The 15069-nt window shown below is 51.3% G+C and carries 8 protein-coding genes and 1 pseudogene; 2 read left to right on the forward strand and 7 right to left on the reverse strand.

What is annotated here, in order from left to right; all coding sequences use genetic code 11:
- Positions 1–2: 2 nt before the first annotated feature.
- A complete protein-coding gene (locus AC5DDB_RS22110) occupies positions 3–704 on the forward strand; it encodes a tyrosine-type recombinase/integrase (RefSeq protein ID WP_491741949.1) in 702 nt (233 codons plus the stop codon).
- 710 nt (positions 705–1414) lie between these two features.
- Here the strand turns inward: AC5DDB_RS22110 and AC5DDB_RS22115 are convergent.
- The 7 genes from AC5DDB_RS22115 to AC5DDB_RS22145 all read right to left on the reverse strand — a co-directional run bounded on the left by AC5DDB_RS22115 (position 1415) and on the right by AC5DDB_RS22145 (position 14300).
- Positions 1415–2926, reverse strand: a complete 1512-nt coding sequence (locus AC5DDB_RS22115) for a hypothetical protein (protein ID WP_491741950.1) — start codon at positions 2924–2926, stop codon at positions 1415–1417.
- 65 nt (positions 2927–2991) lie between these two features.
- Entirely contained in the window at positions 2992–3699 is a 708-nt protein-coding gene (locus AC5DDB_RS22120) for a hypothetical protein (RefSeq protein ID WP_491741951.1), read from the reverse strand.
- Positions 3692–4570 carry a ParB/RepB/Spo0J family partition protein gene (locus AC5DDB_RS22125; RefSeq protein ID WP_491741952.1) on the reverse strand — a complete coding sequence of 293 codons (879 nt, stop codon included), beginning with the start codon at positions 4568–4570 and terminating at the stop codon, positions 3692–3694. Before AC5DDB_RS22125 ends, AC5DDB_RS22120 begins: the two co-directional genes overlap by 8 nt.
- Positions 4571–6835: 2265 nt before the next feature.
- Positions 6836–10819 (reverse strand): serine/threonine-protein kinase, encoded by a 3984-nt coding sequence (locus tag AC5DDB_RS22130; RefSeq protein WP_491741953.1) that lies wholly within the window; start codon positions 10817–10819, stop codon positions 6836–6838.
- A gap of 222 nt (positions 10820–11041) precedes the next feature.
- Positions 11042–11644 carry an RNA polymerase sigma factor gene (locus tag AC5DDB_RS22135; RefSeq protein WP_491741954.1) on the reverse strand — a complete coding sequence of 201 codons (603 nt, stop codon included), beginning with the start codon at positions 11642–11644 and terminating at the stop codon, positions 11042–11044.
- Between the two features lie 53 nt (positions 11645–11697).
- Complete coding sequence (locus tag AC5DDB_RS22140) at positions 11698–12762, reverse strand: DUF1559 domain-containing protein (protein WP_491741955.1); 1065 nt, start codon at positions 12760–12762, stop codon at positions 11698–11700.
- A 1337-nt stretch (positions 12763–14099) separates the two neighbouring features.
- Positions 14100–14300 (reverse strand): hypothetical protein, encoded by a 201-nt coding sequence (locus AC5DDB_RS22145; protein ID WP_491741956.1) that lies wholly within the window; start codon positions 14298–14300, stop codon positions 14100–14102.
- 547 nt (positions 14301–14847) lie between these two features.
- Here AC5DDB_RS22145 and AC5DDB_RS22150 point away from each other — a divergent pair.
- Positions 14848–15069, forward strand: a pseudogene (locus tag AC5DDB_RS22150) (hypothetical protein); the annotation flags it as partial.

The following is a 15069-nucleotide window of genomic DNA, read 5'->3' on the forward strand; positions in this document are numbered from 1 at the left end:
ATATGATTACCGATTGGATTCGTAGAGATTTCCCGAAAGCTTCACCCAACACGAAGAATGGGGCGATCCGAGCCATCTCCCGAATGTTCAACTGGGGAATAAAGGGCGGCCGTATCCAAATTACTAACCCATGCAAGGGAGTAGAGCGGCCGACCTACGAACCGCGACAGACATATATTGAACCGGAGAATTGGGAAGTTATCTTCAGGCATATAGCCAAAGACGATACTTTTCTGGACTTCGTGGTGTTTATGAAGAATACCGGCTGCCGACCGGTAGAAGCTCGTTGGATGACCGCAAAGAATTACGACCGGGTCAACGGCTTGATATTCTGGGGAAATCGCGAGAAGGGAAAGTTCAAGAATCGTCGAATCCTTCTCAATAGTACCGCAAAAGAAATCGTTGAGCGGTTGATTGATCAGTATCCGACTGGCCCTCTGCTTCGGAACTCGCAAAAAAAACCCTGGAAGACGTATTCGATTTGCAATCGCTTTAGCCGTTTGCAGAGGAAAACAGGCCTTGATTTCTCAGCCTACACGATCCGTTTCACGTTTTGCACCGACGCACTTCGTAAAGGATTGGACCCCGTAAAAGTGGCAGACCTGATGGGACACAAAGACCTGCAAATGGTGATGAAGGTCTACAAGCAAGTGAAATTGGAATCACCCGAAATGCGGGCAGCGCTGGAACAAGCCACGTCGTAAACGAAAACGCCCCGGCCAAGGAATCCTGGCCGGGGCGTTTCTTGGTTCAACTAACTTGTTGGCGCGATCACACTAACGCTGCCTATTCATGCTACGCATTCGTCAGCACTTTGCCAATCATATAGAAAGCGTCTGAAGATTAAGGTGCTTCCACGTTCGACCTTTGACTATACTATCGATTGCTGTTCGACGCACGCCAAACGCTTTTGCCATTTCAACAGGACGTTGCCCCTGATTGAATGACTTGAGAATCTTATCGACATCCTCCTCATTTAGCTTAGCACTCGCGTTTCGAGAACCTCGACACGCATTTCCAATGCATGTCCCTTCGCTTAATTTTCTCCGCCTAAGTCTGAAGTACTAGATGACCTGGATTCGCACACCTTGGCGTGTCACAAAGATGCCCGATCACCCGACTACCGTCTTTGCAGCAAGGCGACGCTCTCAAACCTTGGGCCACCTTGTACGAGAATACGTGTGCAGAAAACTGCTTACAAGTTTTCCTTGGTCCAACCGAGAAGTTCACGTACGTGCTTTTCCCTACAGTCCACATCCAACACTCATCTTCCGATCCAACTTTCACCTTAGACCAGAACCTTTCTAAGATTTCTCTAGACGATGTTGGATTTGAGTACAGCCATTCCCAATGTTGCTCACCTGTTTTTCGATTCATTAGATTTTCTATTTGCCCTATAGTTGAAGCGTTGCTCTCAAAGGGTGTCTGGGAACGAGCAGACCTCCAAAAATTTGGGTTTAGAACCGGGATGAGAACGTGACGCCACCGACAGTTCGGTTCCCGGTTGGCATCCACCGACAATGGCATCTCGCCACTTACCCACGGTCCCGGTGATGAACGCCAGACGAATGCCACGGGCGACCGTGTCTGGCGTCGTGATGGTCATCTCCGAGCAGAGTTCGCAGATGTCTTGGAGATCGAGGTCACCGGCAATGACGACCACGCTGAAACTCAGATGGTTGATGTACCGAGGGTCGACCGAGGGTTGGACCTGCGGGTTCCGGAGAGCCGCGATCGCGGTCACGAGCTTCTCGAACTCACCCACCTTTCGGTGGGACTGGTCGCTGCTCGCGGCAGGGCTGTATCCAAGGGCTTGGGTGCAGAGTAGGACCAACCGACCCAAGTTGACGGACGGGCTGGAAACGATCGCACACTCAGGCGTCATCATCGTCCCCCTGTGCGGCCAGGATGGCGTCCAGAGCGTCCGCAAGCGGTGTCCGAGGGTCGTGAGCGTCCCTCCTGTAGCAGCTGCGAGAACGCATCTGAGGGACGCTTCGAGGCGGGTCACTTCCATCAGTTCGTCGGCCAGAGCTTCCACGAGTTCCTTGCGGTTCATGGAATGGACGTCGGGGTAGCAATCGAACAGATGCGGTGCGTCGTATTCGGGCATCGCTCCGGAGTCCATTCGGACGGCTTCGATGGCATCAATCCCAAAAGGGATTGGTAAGTTTTCGATAATGATTTCGAACGGTCGACCGGATTCGGTCGGTGTGTAAACGGCGTGGAACATGCTTTCTCCAAAAGGCACTCGCGGGCGGGATGTGGGGATCACCCCGGCCCGCTTATCGCCCGAGTGCCAAGGGCGGAACGATTTCAAAGCCGGTTGCGGCTGCGGTGGGGTAATGTTGATTTGCAAAGCCATTCGGCTGACCGCGAAGCCAACCGAGGCGTTGTTTGCGTCTGGTGTGTTAGTCAACTTCCCAGCTTGTTCGCTGAGGTAATACCAGTCGCCGGGATAAAAATCGGTGCCATGTTGCAAGATGGCTTTGCGTTCAATCGAATCCAAAGCGAGGTATCCGTTGAACTGAACAACAACGTCTTTCGATGCTCGGTTGACCTTATAAATCAAGCCGATGACTTTGTTGCTGTAACTTGAACCACCCCGAGAGATGTAAGCGTGGGGTTCTTTATTTGATCCCGTCAGTTGTTCAATATAGACGGGCATTCCAACTCGCAAGTGGTCGTATTGCACTTCGAGAACCGGGAACGTCTCCAGGTAGTCGCCAGAGATCGATTTGCGAATCCGCTCATTGAACTCGCATTGAAGTCTCGAAAACTTCGAGTTCACTTCGAAGCTACTAGGAATGTCAGCGATGTGTCTTTGGAGTGCGAGGATTTCGTCTGCTAGTTGGTGGTGAATTGCGGTGTGTGGGTCTTCACCGGGTTTGATTTTGAAGGTGCCATCCCGCCTACGAGAAAAGTCCATTGATTTTCCTTTCAAAAGAAAAACCCGCCACAAGGACGGGTTGTTGTTAGTTCAACCAATTGGGACTAGCGTCGAGAGGTTGCCGACTCTTCGACCTTCTCGTCTTCGTTCTTCGGCGGGTTCAGGAACTTCTCGACTTCCTTGACGATCTTGTCCATCGACGGCAGGTTCGTGAACGGGGTCGAACAGTTGTTGACTTCCGGCACGTGGTAACTGTACTTGCCTTTCTTGAGACGAATGGACATCGTCGTCGGGATCGGGCCGTGAGGTTCACAACCGAGCTTTTCGGCCTGGGCGGCATTACACGGCAGCTTCGGATAGAGATTCTTGCACTCGATCTTGCTGCTCGTGTTGTTCGCGAACCATTCGACGAACATCCCTTGCGAGCGTTCGTAGAACAGGATGCTCGGGCCGACCATGCAGCCGCTATCGTTGACCGTGGCCAACCCGGCGATGCGTGCATACTCGTCCGATTTCGGATCGAAGTTTTCGATCACATTGTCCCGGTCACTGATATCGAGAGCTTTCGCACGACGGGCGAGCGGCAGCACGTCCATCGTCTTTCCGAGGTCGATGATCTTTTCACCAACTGGGATGCCCCAGTGGCCGGGTGGAATCAATCCCTCATTGACTTTTTCGCCTTTCGAGAAAAGCTGCACGCGGGACAAGTAGTCGCCGCCTGAACTCATGTCGTCGAAGACTTCATCCTCGACAACGTTCGTGCTCGGAAGGTTTGTGAAGTCCATGTCGGCTGGGATCAAATCGTTACTCATTAGTTTTGGTCTCTTTGTTACGTGTTCGTGAATAGTGTTGTCTTTTCTGAGCTTCCACCGATCTTGGGTCTAAGTGCGTTAGCCATTGGAGTGCTGCATAAAAACCTTCAATTGGTGTTCGACATTGCATGTCTAGCACCACGATTGGTCCCGCTTCATGTTCTTTGATTTCGCGGTTGACTTCATTGAGTGTTCTTAGATGAGCGACTGGTTTCCAATCCTCTGTATAGAACCGATCTAGCTTTCCCTGTCTGACGGCTTCGCGATAGCGTGTGATGGCTTCACTCGCGATTAGTTTGAAATCCTTAGACTTCATCACTAATGCGGACTCGACAAACTCCGGTTGAAATTTCGGTGGGAGTTTGGAGAGCATCACGGCAGAGCCTAGTGGCATCTCGCCACGGTCGACGTGTTTCTGGTACTTCGGGTCTAGCTTTAAGAGCGAGAGCCGATCCTTAATCCACGTTGGGCTTTTATGAATGCGACCGCCGAGTTCCGATAACGTCATCTCCGGGTTTTGAGCAAGTAGTCTGCGAAGCCGCGATGCGTATTCGGTCGGCTCCGTGATCTTGCCGATGCCATTAGCTTCCAGTTGGAGAACTAAGACATCTTCATCCGAGATGTCGGATTTAATAACGGCGGGTATCGTTTCGAGACCTAAGTCTTCACAAGCAGAAAAACGATAAAGCCCATCAACAATTTGAAAGCGGGATGAATCCGTGGGAGATGGTCGTACCAGGATTGAGTTCAGAACGCCGTTGGCGGCGATCGAGTCCGTCAATTCCAGGTAGTCGACACATCCCTTGTCGATCATCCTCAATAGAGCGATCGGTGGATCGAGATCAGACAACCGCAAGAGTGCGGTGGTCATTGGGGTGCCTTCGATCCTCGTTCGGTGTCACTTCCCTACACTATACTAGAGTGCATTTTAAGGTGAGAATTTCACGAAATCTGGGGTGTCGACGTAAGTCATTGCTACCAAAGGACATATTTTCCAAAAAAATCCCTTGACAAACGCCTCTCCAGCAGTTTGGGGTGTTTTTCGGGGTTCTGGAGGTAACGCAGAAGTAACGCGATGACGATTTCGGCCCTTCTCCACATACTGCGCTATAGGAATACTATATCTTAACGTCACGAAAATTCGAAACAGGTAATAGATTCGGTAATAGAGAGTAATGGCGCGAAGGCCAAGATCGTCACTTTGGTACTTTGTCAAGCCAAAATCGCCATATTTTTCCAGAAAAATTTCCGTTTTCGGAAAAAAGTCTGAAATTCCCATCTTAAAACGCACTCTAGTAGGATGTGGCAGGTGAACTTTTTTACCTCAACTCTTACCTATTAAGGAGAAAGATGGCGACCGTTTCCGAGGTCTTGCATAAGTTCCTGCTTATGCAACAGGCCAAACACAACTCCCCGGACCTCTTAAAGAGGATGAAACCGGGCATGGAAGTCCAAATCAACGTGTCTGCCGGTGACGGCGAGCCGGTCGAAGGTCGACGAAACACGTGGACAAATGGTGACTACGAGTGGTGGAATATCCGCATTCCCCACAAAGCGAATACTGAACCGGAGTGGAATGATTATGAACAAAAGTGGCCTTTTGAGCTTCACGCCGAAGCCATCGGGTCGACCGGATGGAACTGGAAATATCGAGTCAGCCGATGGGTTGGTTTCGACTTCGACGCCCTTGTTGGCCATGCGGCGGGGGTTGGAATTAGCGATGTCGAACTTCAAGCCGTTAAACAAAAGGCGATGGAACTTGACTACGTTGAAGTGCGGCGATCCACGGGAGGGAACGGATTTCACCTTTATGTCATGCTCGATGACATCCCCACAGTTAATCACACCGAGCACGCCGCACTAGGCCGAGCCATTCTGCAAATGATGAGCGAGGAAGCCGACTTCGACTTTAGTGCGAACGTCGACGCCTGCGGTGGCAATATGTGGATTTGGCATCGCAAGGCTAATAAAGAGAACGGCGGACTCTCGCTGGTGAAGCCCGCGAGCCGCGTTTTGAAACAGGATGACTTACCATCTTATTGGAAGGCCAACGTCGACGTTGTTACAAGGCGAAGGTCGAAGATTAAACTGTCGGGAATCCCCGACGACGAAACTGAGCTTTTCGAAGCCCTGTCATCTGGCAGGGCTTTTGTTCGTTTAGGGGAGAACCATAAGGCGTTCATGGAAGCTCTCCGGGAATCCGGATACTCCACAGTGTGGGTTGGCGAATACCATTTGCTGCAAACTCACACGCGAGCGATTAAGAAAATCTTCGACGACGAGTTCCTCAAGAAACGCTTCAACTTCACGGGCGTCTTTGAAACGAACTCCAGCGGTTCCGATCCAGGAACCCCGAATTGTTTCATGTTCCCGTTGCCCGATGGTGCGTGGAAGGTATTCCGGTTCGGTCCCGGTTGCGTCGAACACCCGTCCTGGAAACAGAACGGCAAGGATTGGACAACGTGTGATTTCAACAAGCCCTCGGACTTGCACACGGCGGCGATCGCGTTCGGTGGGGTCGAAGACTCTGACGGGTCCGGCTACCACTTCGATGACGCCAAGAAAGCCAACTCAGTGCTCAACGCCCTGGCTTCTCCGGAAATGATCCCCGAGAAGTATTTTGGTCGCGAGTGTTATCTGAAACGGAACAAAGACGGTCGACTCGTTGTCCGTGTCAAACAGGCGGGTGAAACGGAGAAACCAGAACCCGGTTGGCTCAAGAAACGCGGGGCATGGTTGCAACGTGTGATGAACGTCGAGACCGAAGACGACGCTCCCGAGGTCGATCCGGACGATGTCGACAAACTCGTTCGTTGTCTGCTCACGCCGGGCGGCGATGAAGCGGGCTGGGTGCTCAAGAGTCTCAACGGTCGTTGGAACCGGCACTCAAAAGACAATCTCCGATCGGCTCTCGTTCACCTGGGTCATACCAAAGCCAAGGCTGACGAGATTCTCGGTGGTGCGATCCTGCGTTCCTGGACCCTGGTCAACTTGCCGTTCAAAGACGAGTACCCTGGCAAGCGACAATGGAACCTCGATGCCGCACAGTTTGTTTACACACCAGCCGACGCCCCCCCCTGGGATCGGATTCTAGAACGTTGCGGCCGTACGCCAGAGCCAAGGACTCTATTCGTTGTTAGTTCCCGCCAGGAGTATCGTCGGCTATGGACGGAGCAAGCATTGCTGCAAAACGCAATGGGTTGCGAACCTTTTGTTCGTCAAAAAACTCAAGTGCTTCATCGACCAATCTTTTACTCACCGCATTTTTAAGACTCATCCCGTACCGCCAGCCTGCTGCGTGAGCGTAGCCAATCATTTCTGCAGAACTGAATTTCTCCGCTGCTTTCCGCCAGTGTTCCGCGGCGACTGACACGTCGCCTCTTAACATAGCGATGTGGGCCTGAATAAGCCCAGCCATGGCTCCAGCGCCTTTGATTTCCTGCTTAGCAATCCAGCGGGCATCGTGAGTCGCGATTCGTAGCCTCTTCCAACGGCTGACTTCAGCGGATGCTAGAAGAATGCAGTGAGCTCGCAGGAATCGAACCTGCATTTGCATTAACTTGACCCGAAGAATGCCCGAACGCTTTACAGCTTTGAGTAGCGTCTTTACCTGACCGTAGTTTGCTCTCTCCTTGCGATACAATCTCAAGTTGAGCACAGCCAACGACTTATACAAATGAACCAAGGAATAGGTGGCCGAACCCAGCTGCACCTCGTCAGAATGGATTTCTTTCGATGCAAGTTCTGGATCGTCGTCGACCAAAAAAGCAACATTGCTGTAGGCCAACCGAAAGAACAGAGCGTCAAACCTCGATCGACGCTTACGTGCATCGCGAAGCAACTGCGGGACAGTTTCAGAGATTGCTGCGTACTCACCAAGACAGTACTGGGCCCAAGTGAAATAGAATTGCGACAAAGCCTTGATAAAACGATCGGTTGGGCTCGTACCCGACAACCCAATGGATCTTGCTGCATTTAAGTTCAATCGCTTCGCCGCTTGCCAATTTCCAAGGAGTAGTTCAAGTGCACCAGCAGTCAGATCGGGGATATGCCGTAATGTTTCATCGTTGGACCGACGTTCCACCTCTCGAGAGTAGTCCAAAAATATTCTTCCGCGTTCTGTATTCGTACCTGCTTGAAGAACCGCCTCTTGGCCGAATGCGAAAATCAGATGTCGCGGTTCTCCGGTCGATATTGCTTTGCATAGGAACCTACGGTGGATATAGAATATCTGAAACGCATTCAGATACTCATAGAATGACCCCATACTGCAAAGGGTCCAACAGACTCTCAGAATTTCCATGTCGTTTGATGACACATCTTTCGTCGGGCGGAGGAGCTTATCCACTTCGAATTGACCAGCACGCACTCCCAGATACAACGCTTTGATGATTGCGACGAGCCTTGAGCGTGGAGCATGAATGTCCATTTCTTCCAGTAGCTCGTAGATCAGCGTGAAGGCTTTCTCATACGTCCCGGAAAGAAAATAGTAGTCCGCAGCTAGGCGTTTAAACTGGCGCTTTTCGCTGCTCCCTAAGTTCGAAGTAACATGCAGGCCGAAGTACTCGTCGGCCGCCTCGAGATCGCGTTTTGCATCTGCCAGACTCTTGGCAAGCTGTCTTCGCAACGAACATAAGTCTTCTGTTGAACCGCGGTGTGTTTCGATTGCTAGCTTGTAGAGATCCACAGCCTCCTCGAACGCCAAGACACCCGATGCTCGACTAGCAGCTGTTCGTGCCATGCTACACGCTCGGTCAAAATCACCGGCCATGTAAAAATGTCGGGCCGCGGCAGGAAATTGGGGCATTGCGCCTTCCAGCAGAACGTCAGCGAGTCTTCGATGGGTCGTGTGGATTTCTTCTTGACTGAGGTGGCGAAGCACGCAATCACGGATCCGGTAATGGTACGGCTCTGCCTCGCTAGACACCATGTTGGACTCATGACTGAATACTAATCGGAGTGTCCGAAGTACCTGAACGGCTTCTTGCGAGTCACTCTCGATGCACGCAGCCCGGCACGCAGACGTAATATCGATTGGATACCCTGCAACTGCAATCACCCTTAAAAGTGCTTGTGCTGACAAGGGAAGTTCAACTATTGATCTCCATAAGATTTCTTCCACGCCGAGGTCGCAGGCTAGCGCAGACGATTGGATATTCGGCCCTAATTGTGCCAACACCTTAATCATGAATGGATTGCCGTCTGCTGCCTCAATTCGGCTAGCAATATTTTCGTCAGTCGTGGGCGTCTTGCCCCGCAGGAGCATCTTTGCGAAGCGGAGAGCTTCAATCGGAGTAAGTACATTGACGTGCAATCGTCGTGACCATATTGAAACCTCTGCCCCATTATTCGTTGCCGCAACAAATTGCGCAGTATCCAAGAGATTGCTATGGCAAGTTCCAATTATCAGCAGTTGTGAGACTGCGTCCCGACTGAAAAGCTCGAGAAATAGTTTCGCGCTGTCTAAATCCCCCCAATGCACGTCGTCAATAAACATCACAATCTGAATATCACGACTTATACAACCTAGAATCTCGCTAAGAATGTCACATGCTTGAGACCATGTTTCTAGATTTTTTGGCGATCTGTCGGCGGCAACCTTACGACTCGCGATGCCGGGAATACGTAGGAACGCTGGGAACATTTGTAACAATGCTGACACATCAGTCGGCAAGACCGTTCTCAACTCGCTGGGCGGCAGCTTCAAGAGCCAACTACAAAGTTCTTCGATAATCCCGTCGATTGCTCGAAATGGAATATTCTCGAGTTCATGGCACCTACCCGACAGAATGAGTGTTTTGTCTAAGCCCTCCAAGCTTTGGATAAAATGCCGGACCAACGCGGTTTTGCCGACGCCCGATTGGCCATCGATGAGAACGCCAACAGGTCGCTCGTATTTCGTGCACTCCGCCAACGCGCCTTTCAAACTGGCTAGCTCGGCTTCACGTCCGACAAAAACTGGTGAGACTTCGGCTGTAAGCGAAAAAGACTGTGTTATTTGGCTTCCGTCCGCACGAATACTTTTGAGAATATCGCGATCGGTAGCACGTTGTGCCGGGTCGCGGTCGAGCAAACGTTTACACAACTGGGCAAGATGGCGTGTTTCTGGACTATCACCAATTTCTCTCAACGGTAAGATTGCGTCTTCGGCCTGTTTCGCGGCAATAATCTGAGCGACTGTGCCTATGAATGGTAGTTGGCCATCCGATAAGACCTGGTACAGCATGACCCCAATTGCGTAGTAGTCACTAGCCGGTGTAGACGGCTCTCCTTGCAATTGCTCAGGAGACATATATGCCACAGTGCCCCGAAGATAGGCAGGTGGGCGGGATGCACGAAGTTCTTCGATGCGTCTGTGTTCAGAAGCTAAGCCAAAGTCAAGAAGGACGACTCGACCTTCGCGAGTTACAAGAACATTCGAAGGCTTGATATCGCAATGAAGGGTGCCGTTCTGGTGTAGAACTCGAAGAACATCGGTAAGTTGGGAAAGCAAGTGCTCTAGCTTTTCAACGTGATCACGTTCTGATGAATTTGCTAGTTGATTGATTGCACAATAGGATAAGAAGTCGATGCCATCGACTAACTCCATTGTGAAAAAGCATCTTTTCTGGTCATCAACCCAGAACAACTCGTAGAGTTTGACAAGATTCCGGTGTGTGATCCCTGCAAGTGATCGAAATTCCTTCTTCAGCCGAAAGACCGACGCAGTATCGGTTGCATCGAGAACCTTCAACGCGACTTCGTTCTGCCATAGACTATCGTACGCAGCATAGACGGTTCCCATGGCCCCAGAGCCGATCTCACGGAGGAGATTAAAACGCTCTGTACTTTGCAGGGCCTTGACTTCCGCTCTCGTCTTAGATTCATCCGAGGATTTCGTCTTTAATTGTCGAACATTCTGGGTATTCCAGACTGTTTGATCGCAGTCATCAATTGAAGCTCGGATGGCCAACTGTCGTTTTAACCGCCCTGAAAAAGTTGGAAAGCGGTCAAGATACTCCTGGATATCGACGCGCTCGCCGTTCGCCTCACGAAGCAAGTACTCGTTGTAGATTAGGGTAAATGCCGCTTCTGGGGCATCGAGCAACTCAGGATACTGGCGGAAATACTCTTCAGCCAACGTCGCACTTCTAGATTTCGTCCACAACTGTTGCTGCTCGGAACACAGACAATCTAGCAATCGAGAAAGGGACATTCAAAGAATCTGTCATAAAGATAGGTGGATGTGAAGAAAACGAGCAGGAGTTGTTTCGCGAGGAAAGTCGTTCACATTCTTGGCATTAGGCCGCATATATGTGGGAATTTGCGTATTGCAGTAAACCAAGAAGACCAGCGATGGCACTTAGGAATCTACGTCAAGTTCTTGTGTGACACGATCGATCGCCTTTTGCATTCGCCGACTTGCTGTGCGTGGCGAAATTCCCAACTCGCTAGCAATCTCCTCCCAACTGTCTCCGTGAAGCCGACGGTCAACTATGGCGAGCTCACCTGTCGTCAAACGTTTTCGAATCTCTTGCAGAAGGTCTTTGTTGCCAACCAAGTCGCCTGCGGCTGAGGTTGGAGCGGCCATCGGAAAACGCTCGTTGACTTGGTCAAAGCTCACGGTACGGCGAGAGTCTCGACGAGCAGCGTTTTGGCGTCTTGTCTCATCAATCACCTTGTTTTTCACTAGATACGTTAGCAGGTGAATCAAATCTTCCGACGTATCGAGCGTGTATTGACCCAAGCCCACCCGAATGAAGAAACTTGCAAAGACAGATTGGCAAATATCCATCGACTCTAAGTGCTGTCTCAGCGACGTGCCCAGGAGCCGCATGCGAACTTCGAGACGGATCTCTTTCTCGTACGTTTCCAGTAGCTCACAAGCCGCTTCCGCATCCCCCTTGCGAACTCTTGCGACTAAACTTGAGATTCGGGTCGATTCTTCGGGAAGATTACTAGACATAGTTCTTCCTATTGTTGCGGTTGGCTATTGCAGTCTTCGGTTGCTCTGTTTTGCTACGGGGGAGAAATACCAGTCCCACCATTGATGGTGGAGAGTTGACGATACAAGTCTAGCTTTATTGACTCAGTAAAAAAACTAACTGAACCATCTGCAAGGAGGAAATTCGCGCCTCCTGCGTGATCACTACGAAAGTTAGCCGTGCTGTGCATGCCTCCGTTGAGTGTCGATCGGCAATCGTTGAGAGACGAAATGTCGATCCAACTATCCGTCACAGGCCATTTATTCATCGGCTCGACCGTGCAGCCGAACAGACCAGCTGTTAAAAATCCCGCACTTGACATCCCCTGGGAACCGAGTGCGCCCAATGCCCAGCCAGCGCTTGCCTCTTGTTTTCCCAGTGCTCCCGCGAATGCGGATGAGCAATCAACACCGCGACAGAGTGGCCATTGACTACCCCCAGCTCCCTCACCGACACAAAGCGTATTGCTACTTCCATCGCGAATGTGCTCGATGCGAGCACCAAAGTTCGCATAGAAGACACCGCGCTCATCCTGGGGGAGCTTCTCTGCTGGTAGACAGAAGGCGTCTGTGGCCCCTTTGGAAAACACATAATCCGTTGCTCCATAAGTGCCAGGTGCGCCGATGGCTTGCAGAATTGGGAATGTCACCGGATTCTCTTTCGAATTCGATGGGCACACAAATGTTGAGATCACACTTCTAAGAACATCCGGCGATTGCGAAAAAATGTCTTGCGACATGTCGTACTGATTTGACAGGTTCAGGCGCTCGAAATAAGGCAACAGCATTGAGTGCCCGGTGGCGTACACTCTTGTGGCATCGTTGACCGTGACGACTGCCGGAGGGAAACACTGATGTAAGTCGTGGTAATTATGTAGTGCAAGTCCGAATTGTTTTAAATTGTTGCGGCACTGAATGCGGCGCGCCGCCTCTCTCGCGTTCTGAACAGCGGGCAATAGAAGAGCGATCAGAATGGCAATGATCGCAATTACGACGAGCAATTCAATTAGAGTGAACCCCGTAGCCAGTTTTGAAGAGTTTTGACTCTTACGCGATGGAAATGGAGTGTTCAAGAACAGTGGGGCATTCAAAGAGTTCATTGAGCTAAGGGTCGCTTTCGAACTGTGGAGAAATATGGAGCCACTGGAACCCACGTGTTTTGACAATAAATCAAAGGGGCTAGAGAATCTAGTCCATAATCCCGATCCCTCACGAGTATGACGCTGAATCCCCTGGCGTTCGGTACTCCTTACGTCAATCGAAAGCCCAGCACGAGGAATATTCTTGGAAAACTTTTGAGATTTTCGAAATTCTACGCCCGATGCGGCTGCAGCTTACGATTTGGTACTCAGACTGTACCGCTTTGCTTTTTATTCTGAAGGGATCAAACATGCGGGACTTGAGTATGTGCCTCACTTTGGCTCTAACCTGCTGCTTGGCAGGCTAGTCAAACGACAATGTGACGGGGGCGGGCTGGGAATTGGCCTGCGACAATACGAGGAACCGGGAGACCAGTGGGTAAACATTGGGTTCCACACCCAATTGCAGCAGCTTCTGCTATTGGGTGCCCGGTCGACATCCAAGATCATCGCCCCCCATAGCGGCTTTTTGTCATGAAGGTGAACGAAAAAGCTGGAAGGCGTTCGCTGGACAACCCTGTATCGTTCGAGGGGGCCGCACGACAAACCAGATTCTGGCAGTTTGCCGCCAATCCCGTTCACCTTTTCTCAAAGTGGCTTTAGGATGACTAGTGTAAGACTAAGATTGTTATTCGTGTGCATTGTGGCATCATGTGGATTGATGCCAACGGAGGCATCAGCACAGCTATGGGAAAACACTCCTTTCGATCCCGGTACTTGGAACCCTAATGACTGGGTGAAAACGCCGGAGCCGCCAAAGCCTCCAAAGTTTGAAACCATTGTGGTCCGTAATAGAGGTCTTGACGTTGTGCATTTTGCCTACGGAAACGATCACACGGTTTTTGGCTGGGTTCAAGTGCGTCCCGGTCAGTCTGAAAGTCGCACGGTGTCGCTTTCGCACGGGAAAGCATACCTACTCGTCGTACGCAACGGCAAAAAATTGAAGATCGGAGACCGAAAGACACACTATTCTCCATATCATCCGAAAAAGAGATTCAAGGTCCGTTACGAGGGTCGTGGTAATTACAGTGTTTCAGTCGACGGGAAGGATTTGGGTGTATTCCACTATAAATATCTACGCAAGCTCGGCTTGTCTGGCGCCCATTTCGCAGAGGTGCCGATCAGAGATGGTGGGCGATATACCTTTACTGCGGGTTGACAGCAGATTGGCAGATGCTCATTCACGTCTGCCTTTTGGATTCGTAGTTTTATTCTGCACTTCGAACAAGAGTGGTGGATACCGGTGAGCCACGAAGCGATTCACCCAACTTGGTACGCACCGGCGGTGGGCGGCGAACTCACTCAACGATTTTGCCCGCATTTTTTACCCGCCGCCTCTGCTCCGAAAATCCGCTGAGTGACTCTAACCGCTTCCGTATAAGCGAGTGGAAAGAAATTGGCTTGTCGCCCCCAGCACGAAAATTGCCAGAAAGCCCGTTCGGCTGCTTGATGTCGAGCATTTTGCCGAGTTCGCCGGTGACCATTGCAAGCCCTGCCATGCGAAGGGTATCGGTCGTGAGTTGATCCCGCTGGGTACAGGCTTTCGCGTTTTCATTATCGGTCGTTTCAACGGCATCGATCCATCAGGGGCATTGGTGGTGAGGCGACTATTCGTATGCGGAAATTCGCGAGGTTTTGCGGTCGCTCGGGTGGCGTAATTTGGGCTTTGGGATCGGCCAAGCGGCCTTTGAATGAACGCCCCAGCCTTCGTGAATGCTCAAGAACTCGGCCGCCTTCAAACCCACCGAAATCGCAAGCCAACGGCGGCCCCCGCTTCAATACCATTACCAAGCCCACATCACGACAAAGCGACTTCCCAAAAAGCTGCTAGGCGGTGAGTTGTGAAGTTGAAGTTGGCGGCCCTTTTGGAACTCGGCGAGAAGTAACACGAAGCTCCCGCCGCTCGCTAATTCACACGTCAGAAACTAGCCGGAGATGAAGAGCAATTCAAGAAAAAATGTCATTTTCTGAGATTTGTCGCCCGATTCGGCCACGGTTTACGATTTGGTATCCAGACCGTACCGAATTGCTCTTTTCACTGAAGGGATGGACTATGCGACAATTGAGTATGTGTCTCACTTTGGCTTTAACCTGCTGCTTGGCAGGCCAGCCAAACGACAACGCGACGGGGGCGGGTTGGGAATTGGCCTGCGACAATCCGAGCTGTGCGGACCGGCTGCGGCCCACGGGGGCGGGCTGGGAATTGGCCTGCGACGATCCGGGCTGTGTGGGCCGGCTGCGGCCCACGGGGGCGGGCTGGGAATTGGC

This window comes from Thalassoroseus sp. (assembly GCF_984380535.1).

Excerpts from the sequence above, each read along its gene's own strand:
- AC5DDB_RS22135 (WP_491741954.1), bottom strand. The coding sequence starts at position 11,644 with ATGTCTAGTAATCTTCCCGAAGAATCGACCCGAATCTCAAGTTTAGTC.
- AC5DDB_RS22115 (WP_491741950.1), bottom strand. The coding sequence starts at position 2,926 with ATGGACTTTTCTCGTAGGCGGGATGGCACCTTCAAAATCAAACCCGGT.
- AC5DDB_RS22140 (WP_491741955.1), bottom strand. The coding sequence starts at position 12,762 with ATGAACTCTTTGAATGCCCCACTGTTCTTGAACACTCCATTTCCATCG.
- AC5DDB_RS22145 (WP_491741956.1), bottom strand. The coding sequence starts at position 14,300 with ATGGCAGGGCTTGCAATGGTCACCGGCGAACTCGGCAAAATGCTCGAC.
- AC5DDB_RS22110 (WP_491741949.1), top strand. The coding sequence starts at position 3 with ATGATTACCGATTGGATTCGTAGAGATTTCCCGAAAGCTTCACCCAAC.
- AC5DDB_RS22125 (WP_491741952.1), bottom strand. The coding sequence starts at position 4,570 with ATGACCACCGCACTCTTGCGGTTGTCTGATCTCGATCCACCGATCGCT.
- AC5DDB_RS22120 (WP_491741951.1), bottom strand. The coding sequence starts at position 3,699 with ATGAGTAACGATTTGATCCCAGCCGACATGGACTTCACAAACCTTCCG.